Origin of the sequence: Sorangium sp. So ce834 (assembly GCF_051521425.1) — a bacterium.
GTDB lineage: Bacteria > Myxococcota_A > Polyangia > Polyangiales > Polyangiaceae > Sorangium > Sorangium cellulosum_D.
Genome location: NZ_CP150351.1, coordinates 6,749,944 through 6,764,798 on the forward strand (window position 1 = coordinate 6,749,944; position 14,855 = coordinate 6,764,798).

At 70.5% G+C, this 14,855-nt stretch carries 10 protein-coding genes and 1 pseudogene; 8 read left to right on the forward strand and 3 right to left on the reverse strand.

Annotated features, from left to right (window positions below):
- Positions 1 to 807 precede the first annotated feature (807 nt).
- On the reverse strand, positions 808 to 1,584 hold the full coding sequence (locus tag WMF20_RS24200; RefSeq protein WP_165374161.1) for a class I SAM-dependent methyltransferase: 777 nt from the start codon (positions 1,582 to 1,584) through the stop codon (positions 808 to 810).
- 831 nt (positions 1,585 to 2,415) lie between these two features.
- Between WMF20_RS24200 and WMF20_RS24205 the strand changes: the two are divergent.
- The 6 genes and pseudogenes from WMF20_RS24205 to WMF20_RS24230 all read left to right on the forward strand — a co-directional run.
- A pseudogene (locus tag WMF20_RS24205) lies at positions 2,416 to 2,667 on the forward strand (Uma2 family endonuclease); the annotation flags it as partial.
- Positions 2,668 to 2,863: 196 nt separating this feature from the next.
- Positions 2,864 to 5,533: a leucine--tRNA ligase gene (leuS, locus tag WMF20_RS24210; protein WP_437616966.1), complete on the forward strand. Its 2,670-nt coding sequence runs from the start codon at positions 2,864 to 2,866 to the stop codon at positions 5,531 to 5,533.
- A 196-nt stretch (positions 5,534 to 5,729) separates the two neighbouring features.
- Positions 5,730 to 7,649, forward strand: coding sequence for a chloride channel protein (locus WMF20_RS24215; RefSeq protein WP_437616967.1), 1,920 nt, complete (start codon positions 5,730 to 5,732; stop codon positions 7,647 to 7,649).
- 108 nt (positions 7,650 to 7,757) lie between these two features.
- Positions 7,758 to 10,040, forward strand: coding sequence for an amylo-alpha-1,6-glucosidase (locus WMF20_RS24220; protein ID WP_437616968.1), 2,283 nt, complete (start codon positions 7,758 to 7,760; stop codon positions 10,038 to 10,040).
- 58 nt (positions 10,041 to 10,098) lie between these two features.
- Positions 10,099 to 11,136 (forward strand): SDR family oxidoreductase, encoded by a 1,038-nt coding sequence (locus tag WMF20_RS24225; protein ID WP_437616969.1) that lies wholly within the window; start codon positions 10,099 to 10,101, stop codon positions 11,134 to 11,136.
- 187 nt (positions 11,137 to 11,323) lie between these two features.
- Positions 11,324 to 11,935 carry a hypothetical protein gene (locus WMF20_RS24230; RefSeq protein ID WP_437616970.1) on the forward strand — a complete coding sequence of 204 codons (612 nt, stop codon included), beginning with the start codon at positions 11,324 to 11,326 and terminating at the stop codon, positions 11,933 to 11,935.
- 30 nt (positions 11,936 to 11,965) lie between these two features.
- On the opposite strand, the gene WMF20_RS24235 is transcribed toward WMF20_RS24230, so the two are convergent.
- The gene (locus tag WMF20_RS24235) at positions 11,966 to 12,364 is read right to left on the reverse strand and encodes a phage holin family protein (RefSeq protein WP_437616971.1); all 399 of its coding nucleotides are present in this window, start codon (positions 12,362 to 12,364) and stop codon (positions 11,966 to 11,968) included.
- Here WMF20_RS24235 and WMF20_RS24240 point away from each other — a divergent pair.
- Both WMF20_RS24240 and WMF20_RS24245 read left to right on the forward strand, forming a co-directional pair.
- Entirely contained in the window at positions 12,349 to 12,768 is a 420-nt protein-coding gene (locus WMF20_RS24240) for an FAD-binding oxidoreductase (RefSeq protein WP_437616972.1), read from the forward strand. The two genes, WMF20_RS24235 and WMF20_RS24240, sit on opposite strands and share 16 nt — an antisense overlap.
- Positions 12,769 to 12,823: 55 nt before the next feature.
- A complete protein-coding gene (locus WMF20_RS24245) occupies positions 12,824 to 13,105 on the forward strand; it encodes a hypothetical protein (protein ID WP_437616973.1) in 282 nt (93 codons plus the stop codon).
- Positions 13,106 to 13,137: 32 nt separating this feature from the next.
- Here WMF20_RS24245 and WMF20_RS24250 read toward each other — a convergent pair whose 3' ends face one another.
- A complete protein-coding gene (locus WMF20_RS24250) occupies positions 13,138 to 14,496 on the reverse strand; it encodes a cation:dicarboxylate symporter family transporter (protein ID WP_437616974.1) in 1,359 nt (452 codons plus the stop codon).
- Between the last annotated feature and the right edge of the window lie 359 nt (positions 14,497 to 14,855).

The window sequence follows — 14,855 nt, forward strand, 5'->3', positions numbered from 1 at the left end:
CAAGTGCGCGATTTTGCTCACATCTTGCAATCCATGCCACAGTGACCAACAACCCAATAAGTCCGATGAGTTGCACGCCTGCGCGACGCCGTAATGTCAGGGCGGGCGCTGGCCGGGCTTTGGTACACTCCTCATGTGCCCTGCCCTCCGCGCCATGCGGCACCGGCAAGCGGCACCGGCAAGCGCACAAGCCCGACCAGCCTAGATATTTTTCAAACGCGCAACGATCACGTGACTTCCTTAAGTCATCCAGACCATGCAGGCGGCCATCGCTAGATGGTCGCCTTCGTCGTTGGTAGGCCACTTTACCAGGGAACGTCCGGCAGTCAAGAGGGACGAACTGGTGCAGCAGCTATCAAAAAGTGCACCATCACCTCCCCCTTCCGTGCCAATGCTTCGGCGCGCGCCAAGAATGACGCACCCGTGCTCGCAAGAAATGGTCCATGGTCCTCCCCCGCTTGCGCGGACAGTCTCACTTTGCCGCGAGCGCGGGGACGTAGGTCTTCGCTTCGAGCTGGATCGGGCTCATGTAGGCGAGCCGTGAATGCCGTCACTTCAGAGTGTAGAAGTCGCCGATGTAGCCGCCGGCCGAGGCGATGGCGGCCGCTCGCGTCGATTCGCGGCGGACGCCACCATCTCGATTTCGCGATCAAAGTCGCGTCGAACAAGCATCTCGATCACCTGCTCCTGGCGCGACAGGAGCGCATCATGCATCGCCATCGGCTGGATGGTGGCCACTCAGGCGCTGTGGCATCAAGTTGACGCGATCGCACGCCGGCTCGCGCCGGCAGACGCACCCCTTCGCCGTCAGTGAACCTTCACAGCCCCAGCGACCTTGAGCCCGCGGGGTAAATTGAATCGCCGGCGAGTGCGATGCAAGGTCTCGACGAACGCTTGGACGCCCGCCCCCTGCGCCTGGCCCGCGGCGGACGCGAGTTCCTCGGGAGCATCCTCTGTGTCGCGTGCATCCGACTGAAAGACGACGCCGCAGTCGTAGCCGAGGCAGAGCCATTCGAATTGAATCTTCGAGTCTCGAACGAACTCCCACCATGCCTTCATTTCGTGAAGCGCGCTTTGGGCCCCCATGTTGACCATCTCGTCGAAGACGAGAACGGTCCCCGGTACGATTCGCGAGCGGAGCGACTCGAGGACGGTGGCAGTCGACACATACAGGTCACAGTCGATGTGAACGAGCGAGCATTGCTGAGGATGCTCTTTCAGGAATTCCGGGAGCGTTCGATCGAACCAGCCCTCGACGAGCGTGACGTTTTTTCGCACCTCGGGAGGACGCCTACTGAAGAACTGCTTCGACGCTTCCTTGCTGATGATGCCCCACGCCTCTGGAAAGCCCTCGAAGCTGTCGAAACCAAACACTCTCTCGTCCGGACAGGCGTCGGCGATCCTATTTACGGTCGTGCCGGAGAACACACCGAACTCCATCACCAGCCCCTCCGGACGCGCGACGCTGTCCAGCACGAAATCGAGCACCGGGCGGTCGATTTCCTTGGCGTGAAGGCGCGGGAGCTCACGGTCCAAGAATTCCGCGTAAGCTGGATCGATATCCTCCTCGTCGATCGAGGTCATCGGAAAGCCGAACGGATTCGTCAAAAATGGATATCTGACTGTTCTCATCTTCCAGTCTTTCGTACGAGGCGCGATGCCTCATCACACCAGGGTCCTCCGGCTCACGAGGGGAGATGAACGAACCAGACGCACAGCAGATCCCCGGTGCCCTCGGGCGACATTCGCGGCACGGATTGACGCTCGCCATCTTGGCGAGAAATGCCAGGTTCTGTCCACCACGAATTCCTGACCGGAGGGAAAGGCTCGTCTCAGTCGAGCCGCAGCTGCCGCTCGACACCTTACGCAGCGTGACGTAGGTAATGTCACACAACCGAGCAATCGCGTTGGATTTGTTGGTTTTTGTAGGCGGAGCGGTGGATCGCTCTTGGGCGATATTTCAACTGGCCGTCATTGGTGTAAAATTACTGATACATCAAATGTCCCTACGTGGACTATCCTCCGGTGGAGGCTGGGAGCAGGGTTTCTGTCGTCAGGGCTACGAGCTCCCGCTGCAGCCCGTCGCGACAGGCCGTCACGTCAACGTCTCCATCGGGCACAGCTTCGCTTCTGCCTTCCCGCGGCCGGCGCAGCTCGAGGTCGAGCCGCCGTACCCGGGGCCACCCGCGCTGCGGCGCGTGCGGGGGATTCGACCCCGGGCGCCGCGGGGATCGGACCGCGCTGGGCGTGGCGCACCTCGACCGCCCGGCGGAGATCGAGCGCCTACGCCAGCTTGCTCGGGAAGCGGCCGCGGATGTCGATGCTCGTCCGTCGAATCGCCGCAGACGCGATTCTCCGCATCCGAGGCCTAGACGACGGTTTGTCGCGGCCGGTGGCCAGTGCTGCCGTGATGACGTGATCAGCGAGAGCTGGCTCATCCCGCAGGGCGGGCTCGTGCTGGGCTCCGAAGCGAAGTACGCCGTGAGCGCGGTCTCTGGCCGGAAGCCCGACGCCTCGGCGTACATGCCTCGGAGTCGCAAGCGGCATCGGCGCGGGACGATCAACGCTCCGCCCGGCATCATGGTCGAGGTGGTCTCTCCTACCCCGCTGGACGCACGACGGGACCGTGTCGAGAAGCTCCACGAGTACACGTCCTTCGGGGTGCGCTGGTATTGCGTGCTGCGAGGTTCGTCCGGTTCACCAGCCTGCGCTTCGCGGACGTTACCCAGCTTGACCTGGCCCACCTGGTGCCATTCGTCGTTGGTGACGGCTGAGGCTGTGAAAAAGGGGGCGCCGCGCGCGCACGCGCCGCGCTCGGTTCGCAGCTGCGGTCGCCCCGTCCGGCGTGATAAGGTCGCCCGCCATGACAGCGCCGAGCTCCTCATCGTTCACTGCCCTCGCGCCGGCGGACGGCGACCGACGCGCCCGCTACGAGCCCTCGCGGATCGAGCCCGGGTGGCGCGCGCGCTGGGACGCCGAGAAGCTGTTCGAGGTCGCCGATCCGGGCGACCGGGCCTCGAAGAAGTACTACGTGCTCGAGATGCTCCCGTACCCGAGCGGGCGCATTCACATGGGGCACGTCCGCAACTACTCCATCGGCGACGTACTCGCCCGCTTCCATCGGATGCGCGGCTATCACGTCCTGCACCCGATGGGGTGGGATGCGTTCGGCATGCCGGCGGAGAACGCCGCGATCGAGCGGGGCAAGCACCCCGCCGACTGGACGCTTCAGAACATCGCGACGATGAAGGCGCAGCTGCAGCCGCTCGGCTTTTCGTACGACTGGTCCCGCGAGGTCGCGACGTGCGAGCCCGACTATTACCGCTGGGAGCAGCTCGTCTTCACGCGGATGCTCCAGGCGGGCCTCGCTTACAAGAAGTCGGCGGTCGCCAACTGGTGCCCTCGGTGCGAGACGGTGCTCGCCAACGAGCAGGTCGAGGACGGCGGCTGCTGGCGGTGCGGGACCGGGGTCGCTCAGCGCGAGCTCGATCAGTGGTTCTTGCGGATCACCTCGTACGCCGACGAGCTCCTCAAGGGCATCGAGTCGCTCGTGGGCGGGTGGCCCGACAAAGTCCTCAAGATGCAGAAGGACTGGATCGGCAAGAGCGTCGGCGCGCGCGTGAGGTTCACGATCGAGGGAGGCGCGGGCGCGCTCGCGCACGTCGATGTGTTCACGACCCGGCCTGACACGCTCAACGGCGTGACGTTCCTGACGGTCGCGCCGGAGCACCCGATCGCGCGCGAAGCGGGGAAGCGCGACGCGAAGGTGGCCGCGTTCGTCGAAGAGGCCGCCCGCTTGGCCGAGCGCGAGCGCGGCTCGGACGTGGCGTCGAAGGAGGGCGTGTTCACCGGCTTTTACGCCGTGCACCCGCTCACGGGCGCGCGCGTCCCTATCTGGACTGGCTCGTTCGTGCTCATGGGGTACGGGACGGGCGCGGTGATGGCGGTGCCGGCGCACGACACGCGCGACTTCGCGTTTGCGCGCCTCCACGGGCTGCCGATCGCCGTGGTCATCCAGCCCGACGGCGAGCCGCCGCTCGACCCAGCCACGATGAAGGACGCGTACACCGGGGCCGGGACGATGGTTGCCTCCGGCGATCTCTCCGGGACGCCGAGCGAGGAGGGCAAGGCGAAGGTCGTGGCGAAGCTCGCCGCGGCAGGCCTCGGAGAGGAGACCGTCAGCTATCGCCTCCGCGACTGGCTCATCTCCCGCCAGCGCTATTGGGGCTGTCCGATCCCCGTCGTCTACGGACAGGACGGCGCGGTGTTGGCCGTGCCCGAGGGCGAGCTGCCGGTCGTCTTGCCGCGCGACGTGAGCTTCACGGGCGAGGGCGGCTCGCCGCTCGCGCGCCACGAAGCGTTCGTGAGCGCCCGCGACCCGCGCGATCCCTCGAAGCCGGCGCGGCGCGAGACCGACACGTTCGACACGTTCTGGGAGTCGAGCTGGTACTTCCTCCGCTACACGTCGCCGCGCTACGACCGCGGGCCGGTCGATCCGCGGGTGGCCGCCGAGTGGATGCCTGTCGACCAGTACATCGGCGGCGTGGAGCATGCGGTCATGCACCTGCTCTATGCCCGGTTCTTCCACAAGGTGCTCATCGACCTTGGCTTCCTCCCCGAGCATACCCCGCGCGAGCCGTTCAAGCGGTTGCTCACGCAGGGAATGGTCACGATGCAGACCCGCTTCATCAGGGACGCGAAGGGCGCGTCCGTGTGGCTCTTCCCCGAGGAGGTCGGCGCCGACGGCAAGTGCCTCGCGCCGGGCTGCGAGGGGATGACGGTCGAGACCGGGCGCGTCGAGAAGATGTCGAAGTCGAAGAAGAACGTCGTCGATCCGGACGCGATGGTCGCCAAATACGGCGCGGACACGGTGCGCGTCTTCATGCTCTTCGCCTCGCCTCCCGAGATGGAGCTCGCCTGGTCGGATACGGGCATCGAGGGGGTGCATAGGTTCCTCGCCCGCGTCTTCCGGCTGGTCCGGGACATCGCGTCGCTGCCGGCGGGCGAGCCGGGCACGTCTCCCGACGCGGCGGCGCTCCGGCGCAAGCTCCATCAGACCGTGCAGCGGGTGACGCACGACCTCGAGGAGCGGCGCCAGTTCAATACCGCCGTCGCCGCGATGATGGAGCTCGTCAACGAGCTCGTCCCCGCCACGGCCGCGGCGGCCGAGCGCCCCGCGGCGCCGGGCGTCCTCGCGGCGCTGCGCGAGTCGGCGGAGCTCTTGGTCCACCTGCTCTCCCCGTTCGCGCCCCACCTCGCCGACGAGCTCTGGGCGACCCTGGGGGGACGCGGGTTTCTGCTGTCGCGCCCCTGGCCGGCGTTCGATGCTGTCGCGACGCGGGAGGACGACGTCGAGATCGCCGTGCAGATCAACGGCAAGGTCCGGGGGCGAATCCGTATTGCGAGGACGGCGGACGAGGCCACCGCGCTGGACGCGGCGCGCTCGGACGCGGCGATCGCGAACCAGCTCGCGGAGAAGACGCCGAAGAAGGTGGTGTATGTCGCGGGACGGATCCTCAACTTCATCGTGTGAGGAGGTCACCGACCGCAGCACATCTTCCACGGAGCGCGGCTTCACCGCCCCGCCGAGCGACGTCAGCTGCGGGCGAGCATAAGGACCCGCAACTCACCGCGTCCGGCAGAGCGGCGGGCTGAGCGGCGCGCTCAGCGTGCACCGGACTGCCTCAACCTCGTTGCGCCCGCGCCCGGACGCGATCATGACCATCGCCGTGACGGAACCATTCCCAGCAGAGCGCGCCGGCGTGGTGCGACGGCGGCGCCCGTTCTCCGCGCTCATCTCGGAGGTCGCACCCCTCGATCTCCGGCTCGTCGGGCGCACGATCCTGCATGCCGTGCTCGTCGGGGCCATCGCGGGCCTCGTCGCGGTGCTCTTCTTCGGCGCCCTCGAGCTCGTCGAGGAGCTGCTCCTCGGCCGCCTCGCCGGCTACGCGCGGCTTCGAGCCCACGGCGAGGCGATCTTCGGCGGCGACGGCCCCGAGCACCGGAGCGTCCGGCTCTGGCTGCTGCTGCTGATCCCGGCGCTCGGAGCGCTGGCCGGGGGCATCCTCACCTGGCGCGTCGCCCCCGAGGCCGCGGGCGGCGGCGGCGACGCGATGATCCAGGCCTTCCACCACCACGGCGGCCGGATGCGCAAGCGGGTCGCGTGGGTCAAGGCGCTCGCGTCGATCCTCACGCTCGGCTCGGGCGGCGCCGGCGGTCGCGAGGGGCCGACCATGCAGGTCGGAGGAGCGCTCGGCTCGCTCGTGGGGCGCGGGCTCGCGGTCGGCCGGCGCGAGCACCGCATCCTGATGCTCGCGGGGGTCGCGGCCGGGATGTCCGCCATCTTCCGCACGCCGCTCGGCGCCGCCCTGCTCGCCGTCGAGGTGCTCTACCGCGACGACTTCGAGGCGGAGGCGCTGATCCCGGCGCTGCTCGCCAGCGTGGTCTCCTACTCGGTCTTCATCTCGTTCTACGGCGAGTCGACGCTCTTCGCGCACGCGCCGAAGTATGCGTTCGTCCCGTCGCACCTCCCGCTCTACGCGCTGCTCGCGCTGCTCCTGGCCTTCGTCGCGATCGGCTTCCTGAAGTGCCTCGGCGGCGTGAAGGCGATCGCGGCGCGCCTGCCCATCGCCCACTGGGCGCGCCCGGGGCTCGGCGGGCTCGCGCTGGGCCTCTTCTGCGTGCCCGTCCTCTGGTTCGTCGGCCGCAGGATCGAGAGCCCCGGGCAAGGGCTCGGGCTGCTCGGCGGCGGGTACGGCGCCGTCCAGGTCGCGATCACCGGCGCCACGTGGCTCCACCCGGGCTGGCGCGGCGTGGAGCTCCTGCTCCTGCTCTGCGCCGCCAAGATCGTCGCCTCGTCGCTCACGCTCGGCAGCGGCGGGTGCGCCGGCGACTTCGCGCCGTCGCTCGTCATCGGCGGGCTCTTCGGCGGCGCGTTCGGGCGCGCGGCGGCGCTCCTGCTCGGCGATCCGCGCATCGACCCGGGCGCCTTCGCGCTCGTGGGCATGGGCACCTTCTACGGCGGCGTCGCGCACGTGCCGGTGAGCTCCCTCGTGATGGTGTGCGAGCTCGCCGGCAGCTACGACCTCCTGGTCCCGCTGATGCTCGCCGAGGGCGTCGCCTTCGTCGCGCTGCGGAAGCACTCGCTCTACCACGCGCAGCTCCCCACCCAGCGCGAGTCTCCCGCGCACCCGATGCCGACGCTCGACGTGCTCAAGACCATCCGCGTGCGGCAGATCATGATCGACGGGCGCGCGCTCGTGACGTTCGCGCCGGGGACGCCGGCCCGCGAGATGCTCCGGCGGGCGGCCGACGCGAGCTGGCAGGAGGTGTTCCCGGTGCTCGAACCGTCGCGCAAGATGGTCGGCATGATCACCGCCGAGTCGCTCCGGATCATCGCGGTGGAGCACGACCTCGAGCGGATGACCGTGGCCGCCGACGCGATGCAGCCGCCGGTGGCCGTGACGGTCACCGACGATCTGCGGACGGCGACCGAGGCGATGGTGGCGCACGGCGTCCGCGAGCTCCCCGTCGTCGACGGCGAGGGCGCGATCGTCGGGTTCGTGGACGAGGCCGACATCGGAAAGGCCTACCTGGAGGCGACGACGAGGCCCGCTCGCGCCGACGAAACACCGATCGCGCTCGGCTGAGCCTCGGGTGCAGGAGCCGCCGCGCCCGCCCAGCGGCTGGGCGTGAGCGCGTCCACGTGGTTGGCACGCCCCTGGCAGTCCTCACCCCGGGCTCGCCTGGAGGTGACCATGTCGCTCGAGAGACCCTTCGGCTCGCTGGCCACGCTGAGGCCCCGCGCCGGCTCCCTGTACATCAGCCAGAACCGGACGGTCCTGTGCATGCGTCCGGACGGCTCGATCGCCCCCGAGCCGCACATCGGCCTGTTCGTGCGCAACACCCGCCTCCTCTCCCTCTACCGCCACCTGATCGACGGCAGGCCGCCGGCGCCCGTCGCGCTCTCCGCCGTCGAGCCGGACAGCTGGCTCGGCTACTACATCGCCCCGCCGCCCGAGGGCGGCGGCGCGGCGCCGCGGACCGTCGAGCTGCGGCTGTCGCGCTTCGTGGGGGACGGCTTCCACGAGGACATCGACGTCGCGAGCTTCACGCAGGAGCGCGTGCGCTTCACGCTGGCGCTCGAGATCGACGCCGACTTCGCCGACGCGGAGGAGACGGACGGCCCGCGCCTCCAGCGCGGCGACGCCCGGTGGGCGCTCGAGCCCGCCGAGCACGGATGCGCGCTGCGCTGCGACTACCGCGCCGAGCACCGCTATGAACACCCCGGAGAATCCGGCGTCGCGCGCTTCGACGCCGGGATCGTCGTACGCGCCCGGAGCGCGGGCTCGCCCCCGTCCTGCGCTGGCCGCGAGATCCGGTTCTCGATCGAGCTCGAGCCCCATGGCACCTGGCGCGGTTGCGTCGACGTGATCGCCCTGGTCCGCGGCGAACCGCTGCCGCTGCTCGCCGGCTGCCGCTCGTTCTTCGGCACGCGAAGCGCGCGCGACGTGGCGCGCGGCACCTTCCACCACCGCGCGACGTCCTTCTCGGTCCCGGGCGCCGACACGCTCTCGCATACGGTCTTCTCCGTGCTCGAGCGAGCCAAGCGCGATCTCATCGCGCTCCGCATGTACGAGTTCGACCAGGACGAGCGCTCGTGGACGGTGGCCGCCGGACTGCCGATCTACATCGGGCTCTTCGGCCGCGACCCGCTCGCCGCGGGCACGCAGGCCGCCGCGCTGACGACCGACATCCTCGCGGGCACCGCGCTCGTGCTCCCGCGCTGGCAGGGGCGCGTCGTCGACGACTGGCGCGACGAGCAGCCCGATCGGATGCTGCATCAGGCCAGGGACGGAGCGCTCTCGGAGCTCAACTACGACCCGCTGGGGCGCACGTACGCGTCGGCGACCTCGACGATGTTCTACGCGGTGGCCGCCTCGGAGCTCTGGCACTGGACCGGCGATCGCGAGCGCGTCGGCCGCCTGATCGAGCCTGCGCTCAGGGCCATGCGCTGGATCGACGAGGAGGGCGATCTCGACGGCGACGGGTTCTACGAGTACGAGCCCCGCTCGAGCGCGTCGATCCAGAACCAGGGTTGGAAGGACTCCGACGACGCCATCGTCCACGCCGACGGCTCTCAGGTGCGGCCGCCGATCGGGACGTGCGAGATGCAGGGCTTCGTGTTCCTGTCGAAGCTGCGCCTCTCCGAGCTGCTCTTCTGGTTCGGCCGCAAGGACGACGCGCGGCGGCTGTTCGCCGAGGCGCTCGAGCTGCAGAGGCGGTTCAACGACGCCTTCTGGATGCCCGACGCGCGCACCTTCGCGATGGGCCTCGGCCCGGACAAGCGCCAGATCCGCTCGGTCGGCTCGGATCCGGGGCTCTGCCTCGCGACGGGGATCGTGGACAAGGCCCTCGCCGAGCCCACCGCCATCCGCATGTTCGCGGCGGACATGTTCTCCGGCTGGGGTATCCGCACGCTCTCGGCCGATCACCCCGCGTTCGATCCGTACAGCTATCACCGGGGGACGGTCTGGCCCGTCGATCAGGGCGCGATCGCGCTCGGGCTCGCGCGGTACGGCCTGCACGGGCACGTGGCGCTCCTGTGCCGCGCCGTGTTCGAGGCGGCGGCGCTGTTCGAGCACCACCGGCTGCCCGAGTGCTGGAGCGGTCACCCGCGCGACGCGGAGCACCCGTTCCCCGCGCTGTACCCGAAGGCCAACTGGCCGCAGGCCTGGTCCTGCTCGAGCGTGTTCGCGATGCTCCAGGCGATGCTCGGGCTGTACCCGTTCGCGCCGCTCGACCTCCTGCTGGTCGACCCGGCGCTGCCGGTGTGGCTGCCCGAGATCACCCTCTCGAACCTCCATGTGGGCACGGCCGTGGTGGCGCTTCGGTTCGTCCGGACCGAGCAGGGAACGACGCGGTTCGAGGTGCTCGAGCGTCGAGGCGACCTGCACGTCGTGCGGCAGCCGAGCCCCTGGTCGCTCACGGCGGGTCCGGCCGAGCGGATCAAGGACGTGCTGTCGAGCTTGAGGAAGTGACACGCCCAGGTGGCATTCACGTTGCTTGACGCCGCGGGCGAGGCGGGAGGCGACGGGCATGGGCGATTCCAGGCGGCCGGAGGTCGTGGTGATCACGGGGGCGTCAGCGGGCGTGGGGCGCGCGACGGTGCGGCGGTTCGCGCGCGAAGGCGCCCGCATCGGGCTGGTCGCGCGCGGGCGCGACGGGCTCGAGGAGGCGCGGCGCGAGGCGGAGGACGCCGGGGCGAGCGCGCTCGTCCTGCCGACCGACGTCGCCGATCCCGCGCAGGTCGAGGCCGCGGCCGCGGCGGTCGAGCAGCGCTTCGGCCCGATCGACGCCTGGATCAACGTCGCGATGACCTCGGTCTTCTCGCCCGTGAAGGAGATGCGGCCCGAAGAGTACGAGCGCGTTCTCAAGGTCAACTTCCTCGGGTATGTGCACGGAACGCTCGCGGCGCTCGCGCGGATGCTCCCCCGCGACCGCGGGATCATCGTGCAGGCGAGCTCCGCGCTGGCCTACCGGAGCATCCCCCTGCAGTCGGCCTACTGCGCGTCCAAGCACGCCATCGTGGGCTTCACCGAGTCGCTGCGGAGCGAGCTGATCCACGACGGGAGCCGCGTGCGCCTGAGCATGGTGCACCTGCCGGCGATGAACACGCCGCAGTTCCTCTGGTCGAAGTCGCGCCTCCCGTACAGTCCACAGCCGGTCCCGCCGATCTTCCAGCCCGAGGTGGCGGCCGACGCGCTCTACTGGGCCGCGCACCACGACCGCCGCGACATCAAGGTCGGCTTCCCGACGGTCAAGGCGATCTGGGGGAACCGCGTCATCCCGGGGCTGCTCGATCACTGGCTCGCGAAGGTCGGGTACACGCGGCAGATGACCGATGAGCCCGTGGACCCGAATCGCGTCGACAACCTGTGGGCGCCCGTGCCGCGGGACTTCGGCGCGCACGGCCCGTTCGACCGGCGCTCCAAGGCCTCGAGCCTGGAGCTCTGGTTCGACCTCCACCGCTGGTCGCTCGGCGCCGTGGCGCTGTGCGCGGCGGCCCTCGCCGGGGCCTCCGCGCGGCGCGCAGCGGCCCGGCGCAGCCCTCCCTGGCGTCGCCTCCTCGCGTGAGCCCGGCGCAGCACATGCAAGTCGGAGCGCGCGTGAGCGCGACGAGACCTCACCACAGGACGGGGGAATCATGCAGATGCAGACACCAGGACCTGAAGAACGTGAACGGTTTGCACAGCCGGAGAGCCACATAACGCCGCTGTCGGGCGCGCGACGCAGACCAGAGGAGGAGACGACGCCGAAGGTCGTGCTCGGCGGCTCGCTCGCCGAGGTGCTGTGCGGCGCGGCGACGATCGTCCTCGCCATCCTCGGGCTGACGGGGATCTTGCCAGGAGAGCTCACCTCGATCGCCACGATCGTCTTCGGCGCCGCGCTGATCGCGCAGGGCGGCGCGATCGCCTCGCGCTTCGGCGCGCTGAGCCGCGCCGCGCCGCCCGTCGAGTGGGACACGCGCACCGAGCTCGGCGGCGGCATGGGCGCCGAGCTCGTCTGCGGCGCGGCCGGCGTCGTGCTCGGCATCCTCGCGCTCCTCGGCCTCGCCCCCGCGACGCTGACCTCGATCGCGGTGATCGTCTTCGGCGGCGCGCTGCTGCTCGGCGGCGGCGCGACGGCGGACCTGGGCGCGCTCGACACGCACGGCGCGCACCAGCACCTCGCCCACCTCGCTCGTCAGGCGTCGATGGCCGCGGCCGGCTTGCAGTCGCTCGTCGGCGCCGGCGCGATCGTGCTCGGCATCCTCGCGCTGGTCGGCATCTATCCCCTGGTGCTCACGTTCGTCGCCCTCCTCGCGCTGGGGTCGGTCGTCGTCGTGAGCGGCTCCGCCGTCTCGGGGCGGGCGGCGGCGGCGCTCCGGCGCTGAGCCGGGCGACGCTCGCCCCCACGAGATCCCTCACCCCACCACGCGCCGGGCGACATCCTCGATGTCCGACGCGACGCGCTCGGCGATCGGCAGCGGGCTGCGGGGCAGCGCCGACCGCCCGACGAGCGCCGCGCCGGCCGCGAGCGCGAGCAGCCCGAGCCCCACGGCCGCCCCGCGCGCCGGGTGATTGCGGCGCTGCCCCACGGCGAGCGACACCATCAGCGCGTCGATGCCGGCGAGCGCCGCGACGCCCGCGACCCCGAACGCGATCGCCGAGCGCGAGAGGGCCGCGGCCGTCCGGCGGAGATCGCGCTTGGCGAGCGCGATCTCCGCGGCGAGGAGCTCCTTCGCCTCGTGGATCGCATCGGCGGCGAGGTCCTGCGAGCTGCGATCGGCCTGTGATGGATCCGTGGATGCCTGGTATTGCATTCGAGCGCCCCCTGCCGGCGCGAGCGCGCGCCCGGCGCGCCCATGAATGCATCGCCTGCGCCCGCGCGGGCACCGGCCGCTCGCACGCGCAGCCGTGGCACGTACCGCGCACGCCGCGCGCTGCGCGCGGCGCGGCGTGCGGCACGGATGTCGCACGGCGGGTCCGCGACGGCGGCTCGTTCTCCGGCGAGCGCGGCGACGGCCAGGCGCGCGCGCAGTTCCTGCCGAAGATGTACGGCGAGGAGCTCATCGAGGCGTTCCGCCGGTTCAAGGCCGCCTGGGATCCCGCGCGGCGCGGCCGGTGGCTCCCGGCGGCGGGCGTGGCCGCGGCGGCGCTCACGGCGGCCGGCCTGCTCGGGCGGAGCGCGCGGGCGCGCGGCGGCGAGCGTCGGCGCGGCGCGTGAGGGCGCCGGCACCGCGCCGATCGGGGCTCGCCAGGTAACCGATGGGGAAGCGCCGATGAAGCATGTCGTGGGCTGGATCAGCTCGCTGCTGCTCCACGTGACCTTCGGGTCACAGACGTACAAGCAGTGGAAGGGCGAGGAGGGCAAATCGGAGAAGTACACGCTGATCTTCTTCGTCGCCGCGATCGCCGGGACGGCCGGGAACTTCATCTACAGCCTGCTCGTGAAGAACTGGGTGTTCACCGCCCTGAACGCTGCGTTGGTGATCAACAACGGCGTCGGGCTCTGGATCGCCCTCCGCCACCGGAAGCAGGCGCGGCAAGCGGGGGCGACCTAGCGGCACCGGCAACGTCGGCGCGCGCTCCGGGGTCAGCGCCCCGCGGCTGCCTTCACGACAACGCCGGGCGGGCGGGCGCCGCTCAATCCTGCGGCCCGCGCGCGGCGGCGCGTCAGCGTGCGGAGCAGCTGGAGGGCGCTCACGCAGCTGTCGGTCGAGTTCTGGCCCGACCGGAAGGAGTCCGGGAGGCCGAAGTTGAACCCGATGTAGAGCGCGATGAACGACGGGAGCAGGCGCGCGGGGATGTGCAGCGCGGCGCCGATCGGCGTCGCGAACAGGACGAGCTCGCCCGGCATGCCGGGCACGACATACCCGAGCAGAAACACGATCGGCACCACGAGCGTGAGCTCGAGCAGCGAGATCTCATGACCGACCGCGCGGGCGGCAGCGCCCGCGATGACGAACACGCAGATCAACGTGCCGTTGACGTTGAGCCAACCGCCGAGTCCCACCACGAAGAGCCTGAGCTCCTGCGGCACCGCCGGATAACATTTGCGGACGAGGTGCAGGTTGAGCGGCGTCGCCAGCGCCTCGCTGCACGAGGCCCACAGCAGCGGATAGACCTTGAGCCAGTAGTTGACGAAATAGTCGCGCAGCGAGAACTCCGGGGCGGCGGCCTTCATCCTCAGCAGGCTCGCCGCATGGAAGACGAGGCAGGCAGCGCCGACGACCCCGGACACGAGCAGGTAGGAGAGCATGAGGTCTCCGGCGCCGAGCGAGGGCGCCCCCGCCGAGGCGCGCGCGAGGGGCCCCTCGTGCACCTGCGCGGCGAGCTGCGCGGGCAGCCCGCGGAGATAGGCGCCGAGCCCGAACATGAAGAGCGGGACCAGGCACTGCACGGCGCCTCCAGCGCGCTCCAGGGCGTCCGCGGCGCGCTCCAGCGCGCGGGCGACCCGCGGCGCGCGTACGGCCGCGAACGACGTCACGATGCCGGCGTAGAGGGCGAGGAAGCACGGGCTCGAGATGACCAGGCCCGAGGCGCTATAGAGGGTGCGCGCGGCCTCGAACGGCGCGCCCGTGCTGTGGCTGGGGAGCAGCGGGAGCCCGAACACGAGCCAGGTGACGACGACCCCGAACAGGCACGCTGCCAGACGCTTGAGGGCGAGCCAGCCCATGATGTACGCGAGCAGCCGCCCCGGGCGCCCTTGCCGGTGCAGGCTCACGAAGGTCGGCACGAGGACGACGAAGATCACGACCGGCGCCAGCGTGGTGTACCAACGCAGGAGACCGTCCATGGCGCGGGTCGACCACCGCGTGACGCTGGTCTCTCGGCCGGACACGAGCAGGCCGAGCGCGAGAGCGAGGAGCGTCGCGACGGGCAGCAAGGCCCTGAGCCGCTCCCGCAATCGATCTGCGCGGGGCGGGTCAGCCAACGGAGCGAGGATCGTCATGATTCCCTCCCAGGGAATGCCGCGCGCGCGTCGCCTCGGAGATCGGCGGACGCCCGGACGACGCCCCAAACGAAAACGCCGATCCATAGATTCTCGCGTATCGGGACATTCGCTTCGTGCGGGCGCCTCATTGCACATCCGACGCCAGCAGCCGAGCGCGCCGGAGCGCCAGCGCGGCCGAGCCGTCCGCGGCGCGCGCCTCGTACCCGTGCGGCGAGCCGACGGCGCCCGCCGTCAGGAGGCGGCCTGTCCGATGGGGTGGGCTATCCGATGGAAGTACAGCGTCGGCGCCGCCGCGCGAGCCGGCGAGCACGCCGATGTGCCGGCGGGGAACAGCGATTGCAGCGCGGGACATATGG